Source organism: Yoonia maritima (genome assembly GCF_003003285.1).
Classification (GTDB): Bacteria; Pseudomonadota; Alphaproteobacteria; order Rhodobacterales; family Rhodobacteraceae; genus Yoonia; species Yoonia maritima.
The window spans coordinates 226,149-241,281 of sequence record NZ_PVTP01000003.1 but is presented as its reverse complement, the minus strand read 5'-3'; the positions used below and the strand labels follow the sequence as shown (position 1 = coordinate 241,281).

14 protein-coding genes are annotated in these 15,133 nt (G+C 54.0%); 9 read left to right on the top strand and 5 right to left on the bottom strand.

Annotated features, from left to right (window positions below; genetic code table 11):
* Nucleotides 1-38: 38 nt before the first annotated feature.
* The 6 genes from CLV80_RS05815 to CLV80_RS05790 all read left to right on the top strand — a co-directional run bounded on the left by CLV80_RS05815 (nt 39) and on the right by CLV80_RS05790 (nt 7,041).
* Complete coding sequence (locus tag CLV80_RS05815; RefSeq protein WP_106355811.1) at nt 39-1,808, top strand: sensor histidine kinase; 1,770 nt, start codon at nt 39-41, stop codon at nt 1,806-1,808.
* Complete coding sequence (locus CLV80_RS05810) at nt 1,805-3,034, top strand: sigma-54-dependent transcriptional regulator (RefSeq protein ID WP_106355809.1); 1,230 nt, start codon at nt 1,805-1,807, stop codon at nt 3,032-3,034. The genes CLV80_RS05815 and CLV80_RS05810 overlap by 4 nt, the downstream gene beginning before the upstream one ends.
* Before the next feature lie 247 nt (nt 3,035-3,281).
* A complete protein-coding gene (locus CLV80_RS05805) occupies nt 3,282-4,298 on the top strand; it encodes a DctP family TRAP transporter solute-binding subunit (RefSeq protein ID WP_106355807.1) in 1,017 nt (338 codons plus the stop codon).
* Nucleotides 4,299-4,392: 94 nt separating this feature from the next.
* Nucleotides 4,393-5,073 (top strand): TRAP transporter small permease, encoded by a 681-nt coding sequence (locus tag CLV80_RS05800; protein ID WP_106355805.1) that lies wholly within the window; start codon nt 4,393-4,395, stop codon nt 5,071-5,073.
* Between the two features lie 4 nt (nt 5,074-5,077).
* The gene (locus tag CLV80_RS05795; RefSeq protein ID WP_106355803.1) at nt 5,078-6,544 is read left to right on the top strand and encodes a TRAP transporter large permease; all 1,467 of its coding nucleotides are present in this window, start codon (nt 5,078-5,080) and stop codon (nt 6,542-6,544) included.
* Between the two features lie 137 nt (nt 6,545-6,681).
* Complete coding sequence (locus tag CLV80_RS05790) at nt 6,682-7,041, top strand: VOC family protein (protein ID WP_106355801.1); 360 nt, start codon at nt 6,682-6,684, stop codon at nt 7,039-7,041.
* Between the two features lie 36 nt (nt 7,042-7,077).
* Here the strand turns inward: CLV80_RS05790 and tpiA are convergent, their stop codons facing one another.
* Nucleotides 7,078-7,809: a triose-phosphate isomerase gene (gene tpiA / locus CLV80_RS05785; RefSeq protein WP_106355799.1), complete on the bottom strand. Its 732-nt coding sequence runs from the start codon at nt 7,807-7,809 to the stop codon at nt 7,078-7,080.
* A gap of 66 nt (nt 7,810-7,875) precedes the next feature.
* Between tpiA and CLV80_RS05780 the strand changes: the two genes are divergently transcribed.
* Nucleotides 7,876-8,793 carry an isopenicillin N synthase family dioxygenase gene (locus tag CLV80_RS05780; RefSeq protein ID WP_106355797.1) on the top strand — a complete coding sequence of 306 codons (918 nt, stop codon included), beginning with the start codon at nt 7,876-7,878 and terminating at the stop codon, nt 8,791-8,793.
* Here the strand turns inward: CLV80_RS05780 and CLV80_RS05775 are convergent.
* The 4 genes from CLV80_RS05775 to CLV80_RS05760 form a co-directional block, all read right to left on the bottom strand.
* A complete protein-coding gene (locus CLV80_RS05775) occupies nt 8,790-9,155 on the bottom strand; it encodes a HesB/IscA family protein (protein WP_106355795.1) in 366 nt (121 codons plus the stop codon). The genes CLV80_RS05780 and CLV80_RS05775 overlap by 4 nt on opposite strands.
* Before the next feature lie 23 nt (nt 9,156-9,178).
* Nucleotides 9,179-9,943 (bottom strand): DUF3307 domain-containing protein, encoded by a 765-nt coding sequence (locus tag CLV80_RS05770; RefSeq protein WP_106355793.1) that lies wholly within the window; start codon nt 9,941-9,943, stop codon nt 9,179-9,181.
* The gene (locus CLV80_RS05765; RefSeq protein WP_106355791.1) at nt 9,943-10,581 is read right to left on the bottom strand and encodes a hypothetical protein; all 639 of its coding nucleotides are present in this window, start codon (nt 10,579-10,581) and stop codon (nt 9,943-9,945) included. The genes CLV80_RS05770 and CLV80_RS05765 overlap by 1 nt, the downstream gene beginning before the upstream one ends.
* Before the next feature lie 167 nt (nt 10,582-10,748).
* On the bottom strand, nt 10,749-11,111 hold the full coding sequence (locus CLV80_RS05760; protein ID WP_106355789.1) for an SUF system Fe-S cluster assembly protein: 363 nt from the start codon (nt 11,109-11,111) through the stop codon (nt 10,749-10,751).
* Between the two features lie 149 nt (nt 11,112-11,260).
* On the opposite strand from CLV80_RS05760, the gene tgt reads away from it, so the two are divergent.
* Both tgt and lon read left to right on the top strand, forming a co-directional pair.
* The gene (gene tgt, locus CLV80_RS05755) at nt 11,261-12,391 is read left to right on the top strand and encodes a tRNA guanosine(34) transglycosylase Tgt (protein ID WP_106355787.1); all 1,131 of its coding nucleotides are present in this window, start codon (nt 11,261-11,263) and stop codon (nt 12,389-12,391) included.
* 235 nt (nt 12,392-12,626) lie between these two features.
* Nucleotides 12,627-15,032, top strand: a complete 2,406-nt coding sequence (lon, locus tag CLV80_RS05750) for an endopeptidase La (protein ID WP_106355785.1) — start codon at nt 12,627-12,629, stop codon at nt 15,030-15,032.
* Nucleotides 15,033-15,133: the final 101 nt, after the last annotated feature.

Sequence of the window (15,133 nt, the reverse complement as noted above, 5' to 3'; positions counted from 1 at the left end):
TCTGGCCATTGCAAGTGCGCGTCGATAAGTTGTGATCTATGGAACGATTTCTAAGACCACGGCTATTGGTGATTGCTGCTTTTTTGGCGGCAGTGGTGGGCTTTGCTGGGGCGGTCTATTGGTATGGCTATGTGTCTGCTTTGGGTCCATTGGAGCAGCGTGCTCGTGCTGACCTTGCGCTTGCGTCGGATAGTTTGACCGGAGAGTTGCAGCGGTTTCGTGAATTGGCGGTGCTGACCTCGGATCATCCTCAGGTGCGGTCCGTTGTGGCAGGTGACAGTAATGCCGCTTCGGTGCAGCCGGTATTGCAGGAAATCGCGGACAAGACGGGTGCGTTGGATATTATGCTGGTCGCCCCCGATGGCAGTACGATGATCGCGACCCAAGGTGCGCCAAGCGTGGATCATTGGGGGCGCGTATATATGACACGTGCGTTAGATGGCGCGCTGGGCTTTCATCATCTGTATAGTGAGGCCTATGGTCGCCGTGCCTTTGTCTTTGCGGCACCTGTGTTTTCGGATGCTGGCCCGGTTGTTGCGGCATTGCTGGTCTACGCCGATGTGGAGGCTGTCGAGTCTGCATGGCGTGGTGCGCGTCCGGCGTTGTTTTTCACTGATGCGCAAGGCGTTGTGTTTCTATCAAACCGGTCAGAGCTGGTCTTTACTGCGAAGGGGGCGATGCCTGCCGGGTTAAGCAGCTATCCGATTGAACGTCTGACACCGTTTGTGTCCTATTCTGAACAGCCAATCCGTGATTTTGATATTTGGCAGGTGGATGGTGGGCGTTATGTTCCAGGTCGTGCGCTGCATCTGACATTGGACTTGCCGGTTATTGATATGACGGGCGAAGTGTTAGTCGATGTTGCACCTGCGCGTAAGTTGGCGTCCCTTCAGGCCGCTGTGGTTGCTGCCGTATGTTTGGCCTTTGGTATGTTGTTATTTATCGCCACGCAGCGGCGTCGGACGTTGGCAGCGCTGAATACACGGTTAGAACGCCGAGTAAGCGACCGGACTGCTGAATTGCGTGCTGTGAATGCCGACCTGCGTCGCGAAGTGGCTGAGCGCACTGCCGCTGAGGCCCGGTTGCAAAAGGCCCAAGATGATCTTGTTCAGGCAGGAAAGCTGACCGCGCTGGGCCAGATGTCTGCGGGGATTAGTCACGAGCTAAATCAGCCGCTGACCGCGATCAGATCCTTTGCCGAGAACGCCCAAGGGTTCATTGAACGCGGTAAGCCAGAGATTGCTGGACAGAATTTGGGCCGGATATCGGAGCTTGCCCGCCGCATGGGGCGTATCATTAGCAATCTACGTGCCTTTGCCCGCCAAGAGGATGAACCGCCAAAAGACGTGGATATTGTTGCCGCGATTGATGCCGTGCTTGAAATCACTGCGCCGCGTGCTGCGCAGGATGGTATTGCCGTCATCTGGGACCGTCCGCATATGCCGATGATCGTCAGAGGCGGGGAGGTCCGGTTGCAGCAGGTTATTCTGAACCTCGTTTCCAACGGCATGGACGCGATGGAGGGGAGTGATCCGAAGCAGGTCACTATTACGATTGAACAGCATGGCGCACGTACGACTGTATCCGTGCGTGACACCGGGCCGGGTATCGCGGAGCCAGAAAAGATATTTGATCCGTTTTACACGACAAAGGCCGTCGGTGCCGCCGAAGGTATGGGCTTGGGGCTGTCCATTTCTTACGGCTTGGTGCAAAGCTTTGGCGGAATGATCCGGGGGCGTAATCACCCTGATGGGGGGGCTGTGTTTACCATTGAGCTGGATTCTGTTGCGCAAGAGGCCGTCGCATGACCAAACGTGTTTTACTGGTAGATGATGACCGCGATATCCGCGAAGCCTTGGGGCAGACGCTTGAGTTGGCTGATTTGAAGCCGACGTTATCGGGGTCTTTCGTTGAGGCGAAAGACCACATGACCCGCAGTTTTGATGGGGTCATTGTGTCCGATATTCGCATGCCCGGTCGCGATGGGTTCCATTTGCTTGACTATGTGCGTGATACCGATCCCGAACTTCCTGTCATTTTACTGACAGGAGAAGCTGATATTCCCATGGCGGTTCGAGCGATGTCTGCAGGCGCCTATGAGTTTCTTGAAAAACCATGTGCACCGCAGGATTTTGTCGCCGTGGTTGAAAGGGCGCTGAAGGCGCGTGGGCTCGTTCTTGAAAATAGACGCCTTAAGTCAGAGCTCGAGGCAGGTGATGCCGCGTCACGTATGTTGGTTGGTCGCTCTAAGTTATCAGACGATTTGCGCAATCAGGCGCGTGCTGCGGCGCGCGCAGGGACCGAGGCATTGATTATGGGAGAGCCAGGATCGGGCACCCCGAAGATGGCCGAGGTGATACACCTTCTTTCTGCCGCGGCTGGGCGACCATTCATTAAGCGTGCTGCATCATCCTTGGATGCGGATGGTCTGACAGAGGCCTTTAACGACGCTTTAGATGGTACGCTTTATTTGGACGAGATTACCGGCCTTAGCCCGGCCATGCAGTTGCTGCTATTGGACCGGCTTGAGGAAGGCGGTGTCGCGCGTATTTTGGCGGGAACTACACAGAACCTTCAAGATGCTATGGGGGCAGGGCGATTTAACCCGGAATTGTTTTATCGGCTTGATTTAATGCGCGTGCGAATCCCACCATTGCGTGAGCGCCCCGAGGATATTCCGGTGCTGTTCCATCACTATGTGCTTTTGGCCTGTGAGCAGGCCAACCTTGCCCCGCCAGAGATCACGGCGGACTTGACCGCGCGCCTTATGGCACAAGATTGGCCGGGTAACGCGCGTGCACTGATGAACGTCGCGATGCGCTTTGCGCTGGGCCTTGATGAGGAAGATACTCAGGTCGCTGGTGGTCTTGTTGCGCAGATGGCGCAAGTGGAACGGTCGTTGTTGATCGCTGCCCTGCAACGACACAATGGCCGGGCGACAGAGGTTGCAAAGGAGCTGCAACTGCCGCGCAAAACCTTTTATGATAAGCTCACGAAGCATGGGCTGCGCGCAGAAGATTATCGGGTAAATTAGGATTCTCATTTGTTAGCGCAAACCTGTGCGGAATTTCGCACATGGTCATAATTTAGTGTGTGGAAAACCGCCACACCCCTAGGGTGTGACGGGTTATTTTTTAAATAAGATAATTAATATCAGTTTGTTATGTGTCAGTCTTTATCTCAAGGTAAAAGGTGCTTGTCGCTCACGACGCTGCAATATTTGTTTCAGTGGCTAGCCCAATAAATGCTGGGCCACTGGAATTCTCTAGGGAGGAGAAAATATGACCTTTTTGAAATCCGCAGCCGTATTGGCTGCGATGTCTGTTATCGCAACATCCGCACAAGCCGACACAATGGGCTGTGACGATGGTGAAATCGTCGTTAAGTTCAGCCACGTGACAAACACTGACCGTCACCCAAAAGGCATCGCTGCGACGCTTTTGGCTGAGCGTGTGAACGCCGAGATGGACGGCACAATGTGCATGGAAGTTTTCCCAAACTCCACACTGTACAACGATGACCAAGTTCTTGAAGCAATGCTTCAGGGTGACGTTCAGTTGGCGTCTCCTTCACTGTCAAAGTTCGAAACGTTCACCAAGCAGTTCCGTATCTTCGATTTGCCATTCATGTTCGTGAATATGGACGCGGTTGATGCGTTCCAAGCGTCTGAAACGGGTCAGGCCATGATGGATTCAATGCAGCGTCGTGGTCTGCAAGGGCTTGGTTTCTGGCACAACGGCATGAAGCAGTTCTCGGCCAACGTTCCGTTGAATGCACCTTCGGATGCAGAAGGTCTGAAGTTCCGCGTTCAGACATCTGACGTGCTGGTCGCGCAAATGGAAGCACTGGGTGCATCACCGCAGCCAATGTCATTCTCTGAAGTTTACGGTGCTCTGCAAACGGGTGTTGTTGACGGTCAAGAAAACACTTGGTCTAACATCTACGGCCAAAAGTTCTTTGAAGTTCAAGACGGTACAACAGAAACCAACCACGGTGTGCTAGATTACCTTGTTGTTGCTTCGGTTGACTGGCTCGACAGCCTAGACGCAGAAGTCCGCGATGATTTCATGGAAATCTTCCTTGAAGTAACTGCAGAGCGTAACGCGGCTGTTGGTGAAGTCGATGCGAACAACCGTCAGGCTGTTTTGGATGCGGGCGGTGTGATTCGCGAATTGTCTGCTGAGCAGCGCGCCGAGTGGGTTGCGACCATGCAGCCAGTTTGGACACAGTTCCTTGACGATGTGGGCCAAGAAAACATCGACGCCGCACAAGCAATCAACGCTTCTGTCGTAAACTAAGTTGATCAGGGCCGGGTCGGGCTGGCCCTGACACCAATCCGGCGGGCGCAAATGTGCCCGCCGTTTTTACATCCAGCGATGTAGGGGACATATCATGGCATCTAAATACACGCCCTCTGGGCCAGTATCGCGCGTGATCCACGAAATAGAAGAGACGATGATTGCTCTTCTGCTTGGGCTCATGACGCTTGTGACGTTTACCAATGTGGTGTTGCGTTACGTATTCAATTCACAACTGATCTGGGGGCTAGAGTTAACGCTGATTCTGTTCGCATGGCTGGTGATCTTTGGGATTTCCTATGGGTTTAAGGTCACGATGCATTTAGGCGTTGATGCCGTTATCGCATTGGTTGGGAAACCCGTTCAGTTTGCAATGGCGTTGATCGGTGCAGGCGTTACGCTGGTATATGTTCTACTGCTGATGAAGGGCGCTTGGGATTATTGGGCACCGTTTGCGGGGTTCAACGCCACGACGGGGCACTGGTTCCCAACAGGGTTCGCCAATAGCCGTGACCAAGGCTGGTACGAGACCGAGCAGGTCCCAATCCCGTTCCTACAGGGCTGGTTGGAAGCGACGTTTAACATGGGCGAGACCTATGAAAAGCTTCCGCGCTTCATCCCCTATTTCATTCTGCCGTTCGGCGTTTTGCTGATGGTGATCCGTGTGATCGAGGCAACCGTGCGCATCATCCGCGCGGGTGAAGGATCATTGATCGTCAGCCACGAAGCCGAAGATGCCGTCGAACAAGCGGCTGCCCTGAACAAGGAAGACTAAGAACATGGAAGTCGCACTTCTCTTTATCATGATTATCGGCCTGCTGATGCTTGGCGTGCCGATTGCTGTGGCGCTCGGCTTTTCGTCGATCATGTTTCAGCTTCTTTTTTCGGATACGTCTCTCGCGTCGGTCGCGCAGTCGCTTTATCAGGCGATGGCGGGGCACTACACGCTGTTGGCTATTCCGTTCTTTATCCTCGCGTCGTCGTTTATGTCGACGGGTGGTGTGGCGAAACGGATCATCCGGTTTTCGATTGCCTGCGTTGGTCACCTTCAAGGTGGTCTGGCAATTGCCGGTGTGTTTGCTTGTATGATGTTTGCCGCGTTGTCCGGGTCTTCGCCCGCGACTGTTGTTGCTATCGGTACAATCGTGATCGCAGCGATGCGTCAGGTTGGATATACCAAGGAATTCGCAGCAGGCGTTATCTGTAACGCCGGTACGCTTGGTATTCTGATCCCGCCGTCCATCGTGATGGTCGTCTATGCATCTGCGACAGACGTGTCTGTTGGCCGTATGTTCTTGGCGGGTGTTATTCCGGGTATCATGGCTGGCGTGATGTTGATGATCACCATTTATGTCATGGCGCGTATCAAAAACATGCCTAAAGGCGAATGGCTGGGCTGGGGCGAAATCTGGGCCAGCTTCCGCGATGCCGCTTGGGGCTTGTTGCTCATCGTGATCATCATGGGCGGTATCTATGGTCACCCTTGGATCCGCTTTGAGCAAGGCGCGAGCCTGTTCTATTGGAAGGGTGGGGCGTTTACCCCAACAGAGGCCGCTGCGGTCGCTGCTGTCTATGCCTTCATCGTCGCAAGCTTTATCTACCGCGACATGGGGCCACTTGCGTCACGTGAGCCAGATGGCAGTCTGCCCGTTGGATTTGCGTCGCCAGAGGCGAGCAAGCGCAGCAGCCTGATCCAAAAGCCTTGGGCGCTGATCACTGCCTTCTTCCACAAAGACACGCGTCAGACAGTTTTTGAGGGCGGTAAGCTGACCATCACTTTGATGTTCATCATCGCTAACGCACTGTTGCTAAAGCACGTGTTGACGGACGAACAAATCCCACAGCACATCGCTGACATGATGCTTAGTGCTGGATTGGGCCCGATTACCTTCTTGATCATGGTCAATGTGATCCTGCTGATCGGTGGTCAATTCATGGAGCCATCAGGCCTGATCGTAATCGTGGCACCGCTAGTGTTCCCGATCGCGATCCAGTTGGGCATTGATCCAATTCACCTTGGCATCATCATGGTTGTGAACATGGAAATCGGGATGATCACGCCGCCTGTCGGTCTGAACCTATTCGTGACCTCTGGCGTGGCTGGTATGCCGCTGATGTCAGTCGTACGCGCAGCGCTGCCATTCTTGGCTGTCTTGTTCGTGTTCCTGATCATCGTGACATACGTTCCTGCGATTTCCACCTATCTGCCCACGCTCTTTATGGGGCCGGAGATCATCGTGAAGTGATAAGCTTCTGAATGAGGGATGTAGTAAGAAAACCGCCGGAGACCTCTCCGGCGGTTTTTTGTTTAGTTGATGAAATTTGCCTATCAAGGTGTTTTCTGCTCATCTGGCAATAGAACATTTCGACAGCGGAGAAACTGATGGTGAGGGTTCTTGGAATCGGAGGCGTATTCTTTCGTGCGAAAGATCCGGTGGCGCTTGCGCAGTGGTATGACGAACATCTGGGTGTTTCACCGGCACCAACTGCGGCAGATATGCAGCCTTGGAAAACTGAGCAGGGGGTTACTGTGTTTGCTCCATTTGACGAGGAGACCGACTACTTTCCTAAGGATCATGCATTTATGCTGAATTTTCGGGTCGCAGATTTGGATGTAGCGTGTAAGGAATTGAAGTTGGCTGGCATTGCCATCGGAGAGGTGATGGCAATGGATGGCGTCGGAAAGTTCGTCCGAATCCACGATCCAGAAGGCAACCCGATAGAACTTTGGGAAGCGCAGTAGCGTGTGGCTTGGGCTGACCAAGCCACGTCGCGATGCTTAACCCTTTTCCAGTGCGCTGATGATGGGGCTGAAGTCGTCGGCTTTGAGGCTGGCGCCTCCGACGAGTGCGCCATCAACGTGTGGGACCGCAAAGATGTCTGCGGCGTTGCTGCCTTTGACTGATCCGCCATAGAGGATACTCATGTCAGCACCGTCGCTGAACCTTGCCTGTAGCTTCGCGCGGATGTGGGCGTGAACTTCGGCGATTTGTTCTAGGGTGGGGACTTTGCCTGTGCCAATGGCCCAAACAGGTTCATAGGCTATGACGGTGTTGTCGGCGGTTGCCCCGTCGGGAATCGATCCAGCCAGCTGTCCTTCGATGATGTCTAGCGTTGTGCCAGCTTCGCGTTGATCTAGCGTTTCGCCCACGCAGATGATCGCCGTGAGGCCAGCCGCATTTGCGGCAGCAGATTTTGCGGCGACGATTTGGTCGGTTTCGCCATGGTCCGCGCGCCGTTCTGAATGCCCTGTGATCACGTATGTTGCACCAGCGTCGGAAAGCATCGGCGCGCTGATGTCGCCTGTATATGCACCGGATTCGGCTGTGTGGCAGTCCTGACCACCGATATCGAATAACGTGTCTTGGCATGTCGTAATCAGTGTTGTCGGCAGACAAATGAGAATATCAACGCTCGCGTCGGAGTGGCGCTGTGCAAGTGTTTCAAGTTCCTTCAGGTTGGCGCGAAGCCCGTTCATTTTCCAGTTTCCAGCGGCCAGTTTACGGGGCATGAGCACGTCCTTTTGTCTATGTTCGGTTCTTGCTATCAAGCAAGCGCGTAGATCGGAAGGGGTCCCATGTCAGATATGATTATTCCGCGTATTGATGCTGCCGCGCTATTGGCTGGTGATACTGCCGCGAAAGAGGCGGCACTCGTTGCTGCGGGCGGCGTTGGTTTCATGACCGTTTACAATACCCCGATTTCTGAAGGGCGCGCCAAAGATGTGATTTCGGCGTATCAGGCATTCTTTGACCTGCCTGCTGCGGACAAAGCCCAGTTCGATATGGCGAAGACGGGTTCGAACCGTGGCTGGGGCGCGCCCGGATCAGAGCAGGTCGATCCTGATGCGAACCCTGATTATAAGCAGGTGTTTGATTGCGGGCTTGAGTTGCCAGAGGGTGACCCGCTGACGCAATTGTCCTGCTATGCACCAAACCTGTGGCCAGATGTGCCAGAGGGCTTTGCTGCGCTTCTGCGCGATTATTATGCGCAGGCGACGGGTTTTGCTTTGGATTTATTGTGTGCGATTGCAGAGGCGACGGGTGAGGATGGCGCGTATTTCCGCCCATTGTTTGATCGTCCTATGGCGCTACTGCGCGGCAATTATTACCCTGAGCGGCCGGAATGGGCGGGTGAGAATGATTTCGGGATTGCGACCCATACGGATTATGGATGTTTGACCTTGCTCGCCACTGATGGATCACCGGGGTTAGAGGTCCGCAAGCGCGGCGGTGGCTGGATACCCGTGTCGGCGCAGCCGGGTGAATTTGTCATTAACTTTGGCGAGATGCTTGAGATGTGGACGAACGGTCGGATCAAGGCTACCCCGCATCGGGTGATCGGCCCTGACCATGCGCGTATTTCTGTACCGCTATTCTTTAACCCGAACCATGATGCCAATGTCGCGCCGATTGGATCGGGCGACGTGATCAACGCGCGTGAGCATTTGGATAAACGCTATGCCGAGACATACGTTCACCTGAATAAAGCTTAGGCTTTGGCAGAGATCGCGTCGTCGAATTTGATGGATTCACCGCAGCCGCAGGCATCAACCACATTGGGGTTGCGGAACTTGAACCCGGATTCAAGAAGCGACGTTTCATAGTCGATTTCTGTGCCAAACAGGAACATCTGGGCCATAGGTGCGATCATCACGCGTGCGCCGTCTAGTTCGACGACTTCATCAAGTGGATCGACCTCGGTCACGTAGTCCATGGTGTATTCCATGCCTGCACAGCCGCCTTTTTTGACGCCAATGCGCAGCCCTTTGTGGCCGTCTTTTTCCATGAGCGCTGCAATTTTTGCGGCGGCTTTTGGGGTGATGCTGACAGCTTGTTTGCCTGGAATACCGAACATACGCGTTCTCCTTTGAGGCTAACTTAGTCCTTCGGTGGGATGATCTCAAGAAGTGCTGTGCCGTTTAACCCATTGTTGATCGTGAGGATCAGGATAGAAATCGCAATTGCCCAGCTGAAAGAGGCAAGCGTGCCGATGATTACGTATTCGGCCTTGGCGTTGTTTGATGCTGCGTCAAAGCGCAGGATGGATTTGGCGGCGATCAAAAAGCCGATCCCGGCGGGTTGGCCTGCGATGAACATCAGATAGATCAATCCGCGTTCCAGCAGCCCGATCATCATGCCGCCAGCGGGGAGGCTTTCTTTGGGGGCGCCTTCGGCAAATGGACCCATGAGTTTTCCGACAGCGAAACCACCGGCGCGCGTGGTATAGATGGCCCCGGCGATCAGCAGCATGACTTTGGGTGCCCAACTGGTGGCGTTGATAAGTCCGCCATTTCCAAATTCACGCGCCCAGATACCGTTTGCCCAAAGGGTAGGGGCGATGGCTGCGATGGCGATAATCGTCAGAAGGTGTGCTGCTTGGTCGAGTAGGTAGGGGTTGATCCCGTCGTCATCGCGTTTTCTGATCCAAACGGTTTTTGCGATATCGACAAGCAGGTGTATCCCGGCCAGCGTGGCGATCCGCCAGTCGATAGACCCTGTTGCGATAACGGCTGTCACAAAGACCGCCAGCGTGTGTAGCGCCAATGTGAGCGCGCGGTCTTTGGTTTCAACCATGGTGTTGGTTTGCAGGACATAATCCGCAAGAACATGTGCGAAAAACAGGGCGGCAAGTGTCTCAAACATCAGTCGAAATCTCTTTCAAGTGTTTCAAGCGCAAGCTCAATCGCACCAAATCCTGCGCCGTCTAATGATTTTGTTACGGCTTGGCGTGATTTGCCAAGCGTCTGGGCAATATGCGTATATGAAATGTCTTCTAGCGGTGTGATGCTGTGGAGTATGGCGGCGGCTTGGGCCTGCGTCCAGCCTTGTGAAATGTGATCGGCAAGGATTGTCGCGGCACCTGTGGCGGCTTGGTCTTGGTGCAACATGCGTTGCGCGTTTTTGGTTGCCTTTAGATCGTCTAGCGCTTGACCCGATCTGATGAAGGCTTCGCTGCTTTCGTGATTAAGATCAGTGGGGAGTGTTGATGGGGCGTCACCAGTGGCAATGGCGATGTAGCTATCAAAACCGGGGTTATGGCTGCGTAAAGCAGCGCGAAACGCGAGTGCCGAGCGCAGCGCATAGTGTGGTTTTGCCAGCGCGACCTGCCAGCCGTCACCACGGTGGCGCGTGAAATGTAGTGACGTTCCCATCCAATCGGCTTGGGCATTTGCACAGTGTTCAAGTGCTGAGAGCGCATGTTCTAATTGCGCAGCGCCCAGCGCCGTGGAGCCGACGATGTCGCCAGTTAAGACAGCGATGGTATGGCGTTTTTGTTTCATAATGCATCCAATATAGGGTGCATATTTAATTTAGCAACTGATTTAGGTTGCGTTGTGGTTGATGTAATCTAATTGGGTTGCGTCAACGCGGTATTCGCCCAGATACACAAATAAAAAGGCGGCCCAGTGGACCGCCGATCAAAAAGCTAACAGTGTTAGGGGGGGCTTTACATAAAGCCCAGCTCTAGCCGCGCCTCGTCAGACATCATTTCCATGCCCCACTGTGGTTCAAACGTCATCTCAACATCGACGTGTTTTACACCGGGCAGTGGTTCTACCGCATCTGCGACCCAGCCGGGCATCTCGCCCGCAACGGGGCAGCCGGGGGCGGTGAGCGTCATGATGATGTTCACGGCGTTATCTTCTTTGACATCAATCGTGTAGATCAGACCAAGGTCGTAAATGTTCACAGGGATTTCTGGGTCATAAACGGATCGGCACGCCTGTACGATCTCATCATACAGCGGATGATCTGTCGTGGATGGCGCGATCATTGGTGTGCCTTCGAGCTGTGCGTTCGTTTCAGTCATGACGTCAGTTCCCTAAAATCCTGACGAAACATATAGGGATTGCCGCAGGGGGCGTAAAGAGCAGACCGGACCAACTGGTAGCTGTATTACCCTATCTTCGTTTTACGCGGCCTCTTGGCATTTGCAGCAGGATCGGAGAAAGACACTGTATGACAAAACGTTTCTCTTTTTCTTTGAATGCCACTGATGGCAAAGCCCGCACTGGCGTTATTTCCACCCCACGTGGCGATATTCGTACGCCTGCGTTTATGCCCGTTGGGACTGCCGCCACCGTAAAAGCCATGATGCCAGAAAGCGTTGCGGCGACTGGGGCGGATATTCTGCTGGGTAATACCTATCACCTTATGCTGCGCCCCACGGCCGAACGGATCGACCGTTTGGGTGGCCTGCACAAGTTTATGAATTGGGATAAGCCGATTCTAACAGATAGCGGTGGCTTTCAGGTGATGTCGCTTGCCGATCTGCGCAAGCTGACTGAAAAAGGCGTTACGTTTAAATCGCATATCGACGGGTCCAAGCACGAGCTGACCCCAGAGCGGTCGATGGAAATTCAGCGCCTGTTGGGTTCTGACATTGTGATGTGTTTCGACGAATGCCCGGCACTGCCTGCAGATCGCACACGCATTAACGAAAGCATGCAGTTATCAATGCGGTGGGCTGCGCGGTCACGCGAGGCATTTGGCGACCGTCCGGGGCATGCGTTGTTCGGTATTCAGCAGGGCGGGCTTGAAGAAGACTTGCGGGCTGAATCGGCGCAGGCTTTGCGTGATATCGAATTTGACGGTTACGCTGTCGGCGGTCTTGCGGTCGGTGAAGGCCAAGAGGCGATGTTCAGCGTGCTTGATTTCGCGCCAGATCAGCTACCCACAGATAAGCCACGTTACCTGATGGGCGTTGGCAAACCTGACGATATCGTTGGTGCCGTAAAGCGGGGAATCGATATGATGGACTGTGTTCTGCCCAGCCGTTCAGGCCGGACAGGGCAGGTATTTACCCGCCGTGGTGTGCTAAACATCAAAAATGCGCGTCACATGGATGATCCGCGTCCGCTGGACGAACAGTGCACGTGCCCAGCCTGTAGCAACTATTCACGCGCCTATCTGCATCACGTGTTCCGTGCGCAGGAAATGATCAGCGGCATGCTGTTGACCTGGCATAACCTGCACTATTTCCAAGAGATTATGCAGGGCATGCGCGATGCGATCGCTGTTGGTGCGTTTGGCGCGTGGGAAGCTGATTTCCATGCGCAGCGCGCGTTAGGTGATATCGCGCCTTTGTGATCACTGCTTACAATTATGGCGGGCCGACAAAAAAACATGTTGGTTCGTGACCCTGTCTTAATATTTTTGCGTTTGTATGGTTGCGGCTGGGGACAGACACGGGCAGTCTACGGCGCGATATAACGACGTGTTTGGTTGAAAGGCGCCCCCATCAACCCCACATGCATTGGGCAAGAGGAGACTCTCAAGCTGCCGTCGAGCGGGGCTGGGTGTCTTGCCAAAAAAGGAAATGAATATGCAAGAACCGTTGAGTTCATCTTATCCCGTCCTGCCGTTGCGCGACATTGTGGTATTCCCACATATGATCGTGCCGCTGTTTGTTGGGCGTGAAAAATCGGTCCGCGCACTCGAAGAAGTGATGCAGGACGATAAACAGATTCTGTTGTCGAGCCAGATCGACGCTGGTGAAGACGATCCGGCGCAAGATGGCATCTATAAGACAGGTGTGCTGGCCAATGTGCTTCAGCTGCTAAAACTGCCCGATGGTACCGTTAAGGTGCTTGTCGAAGGCCGTAGCCGCGTGCGCATTACCGGATTTGTCGAAAACATCGACTTTTTCGAAGCGTCAGCAGAGTATCTTGACGAAACACAGGGCGAGGCCGCTGAAGAAGAAGCGCTTGTGCGCAATGTCGCTGCCGAGTTTGAGCGTTACGCGAAGATCAAGAAAAACATCCCCGAAGAAGCAATGGCCGCCGTTGGCGAAGCCACAGAGCCTGCAAAGCTGGCCGATTTGGTTGCGGGTCACCTTGGTATCGAGGTCGATCAAAAGCAGGGCTTGCTTGAGACGCTGTCAGTGACCGAACGCCTTGAAAAGGTTTACGGTCTGATGCAAGGCGAAATGTCTGTGCTACAGGTCGAGAAAAAGATCAAAACGCGCGTCAAATCCCAGATGGAGCGCACCCAGCGCGAATACTATCTGAATGAGCAAATGAAAGCCATTCAGAAGGAATTGGGCGACGGTGAAGAAGGTCAGAACGAAGTAGCCGAGCTTGAGGCGAAGATCGCTGAAACCAAGCTTTCGAAAGAGGCGAAAGAAAAGGTCGATGCTGAGCTGAAGAAGCTTAAGAACATGTCGCCTATGTCTGCCGAAGCTACGGTCGTGCGCAACTATCTGGATTGGATCTTGGCTGTGCCATGGGGCACCAAGTCACGCACGAAGAAAGATCTGGGCCACGCGCAGAAAGTTCTCGATTCCGACCACTATGGCCTTGAAAAGGTAAAAGAGCGGATCGTCGAATACCTTGCGGTACAGCAGCGCTCCAAAAAGCTGAAAGGCCCGATCATGTGCCTTGTTGGCCCTCCGGGTGTTGGTAAAACCAGCCTTGGGAAATCTGTGGCCAAAGCAACAGGTCGTGAATTCATCCGCATCAGCCTTGGTGGCGTGCGTGACGAATCTGAGATTCGTGGCCACCGTCGGACTTACATCGGGTCTATGCCCGGTAAGATCATTCAGGCGCTGAAAAAGGCGAAAACCACGAACCCGCTGATCTTGCTCGATGAAATCGACAAGATGGGGCAGGATTTCCGTGGCGATCCCGCGTCTGCAATGCTTGAGGTTCTTGATCCAGAACAGAACGGCACATTCGTCGATCACTATCTTGAAGTTGAATATGACCTTTCGAACGTGATGTTCCTGACCACAGCGAACAGCTATAACATGCCGGGTCCGCTTCTTGACCGGATGGAGATCATTTCGCTGTCGGGTTACACCGAGGACGAAAAGGTCGAAATTGCCAAGCAGCACTTGCTGCCGAAGGTCATGAAGAACCACGGCCTCAAGCCATCTGAATTCAGCGTTTCCGATGATGCGCTGCTGTCGATGGTCCGCGTCTACACCCGCGAAGCTGGTGTGCGGAGCCTTGAGCGTGAGTTGGCGAAAGTGGCCCGTAAGGCCGTGACCAAGATTGTGAAGAAAGAAGCCAAAGTAATTGAGGTCACTGCTGAAAATCTGACCGAATTCTTGGGCGTAGAAAAGCACCGCTTTGGCTTGGCCGAAGAAGAAGATCAGGTTGGTGTTGTCACCGGTCTGGCATGGACAAGCGTTGGTGGTGAGCTTTTGAACATCGAAGCACTGCGTTTGCCCGGTAAGGGTCGCATGAAAACGACTGGTAAGCTGGGCGATGTCATGAAGGAATCGATTGATGCGGCGTCTTCGTACGTGCGTTCGATTGCGCCTGAAATTGGTGTGAAACCACCGCAGTTCGATACGCTTGATATCCACGTGCACGTGCCCGATGGCGCAACGCCAAAGGATGGTCCTTCAGCCGGTCTTGCGATGGTGACATCTATCGTTTCTGTGCTGACCAAGATCCCTGTGCGCAAGGATGTCGCCATGACTGGCGAAGTGTCACTGCGCGGGAATGCGATGCCTATCGGTGGCCTAAAGGAAAAACTGCTGGCCGCGTTGCGCGGTGGGATCAAAACGGTCCTTATCCCGCAGGATAACGCCAAAGACCTTCCCGAAATTCCTGACAACGTGAAAGAAGGGTTGACGATTATCCCTGTCACTCACGTGTCTGAAGTTCTGGAGCACGCATTGGTCAGTAAGCCAGAGGCTATCGAATGGGACGAAGCCGCAGAGGAGGCCGCCGCGGCGGCCTTGAAAGCGAATGCTGCGGCTGAAGGCGCCCGCACGCATTAAGCGCCCGATGCAAGAATTGAAAAAGCGCGCCCATTGAGGCGCGCTTTTTTGTGGGTGAAGCCTATCTAAAACGACGACTGGCAGGCATGATGCCACCGTTG

What these genes read in the sequence shown, in the direction of transcription:
- lon (WP_106355785.1), top strand. Translation starts at nt 12,627, where the DNA reads ATGCAAGAACCGTTGAGTTCATCTTATCCCGTCCTGCCGTTGCGCGAC.
- CLV80_RS05815 (WP_106355811.1), top strand. Translation starts at nt 39, where the DNA reads ATGGAACGATTTCTAAGACCACGGCTATTGGTGATTGCTGCTTTTTTG.
- CLV80_RS05770 (WP_106355793.1), bottom strand. Translation starts at nt 9,943, where the DNA reads ATGTTTGAGACACTTGCCGCCCTGTTTTTCGCACATGTTCTTGCGGAT.
- tgt (WP_106355787.1), top strand. Translation starts at nt 11,261, where the DNA reads ATGACAAAACGTTTCTCTTTTTCTTTGAATGCCACTGATGGCAAAGCC.
- tpiA (WP_106355799.1), bottom strand. Translation starts at nt 7,809, where the DNA reads ATGCCCCGTAAACTGGCCGCTGGAAACTGGAAAATGAACGGGCTTCGC.
- CLV80_RS05765 (WP_106355791.1), bottom strand. Translation starts at nt 10,581, where the DNA reads ATGAAACAAAAACGCCATACCATCGCTGTCTTAACTGGCGACATCGTC.
- CLV80_RS05800 (WP_106355805.1), top strand. Translation starts at nt 4,393, where the DNA reads ATGGCATCTAAATACACGCCCTCTGGGCCAGTATCGCGCGTGATCCAC.
- CLV80_RS05760 (WP_106355789.1), bottom strand. Translation starts at nt 11,111, where the DNA reads ATGACTGAAACGAACGCACAGCTCGAAGGCACACCAATGATCGCGCCA.
- CLV80_RS05790 (WP_106355801.1), top strand. Translation starts at nt 6,682, where the DNA reads ATGGTGAGGGTTCTTGGAATCGGAGGCGTATTCTTTCGTGCGAAAGAT.
- CLV80_RS05805 (WP_106355807.1), top strand. Translation starts at nt 3,282, where the DNA reads ATGACCTTTTTGAAATCCGCAGCCGTATTGGCTGCGATGTCTGTTATC.
- CLV80_RS05780 (WP_106355797.1), top strand. Translation starts at nt 7,876, where the DNA reads ATGTCAGATATGATTATTCCGCGTATTGATGCTGCCGCGCTATTGGCT.
- CLV80_RS05810 (WP_106355809.1), top strand. Translation starts at nt 1,805, where the DNA reads ATGACCAAACGTGTTTTACTGGTAGATGATGACCGCGATATCCGCGAA.
- CLV80_RS05775 (WP_106355795.1), bottom strand. Translation starts at nt 9,155, where the DNA reads ATGTTCGGTATTCCAGGCAAACAAGCTGTCAGCATCACCCCAAAAGCC.
- CLV80_RS05795 (WP_106355803.1), top strand. Translation starts at nt 5,078, where the DNA reads ATGGAAGTCGCACTTCTCTTTATCATGATTATCGGCCTGCTGATGCTT.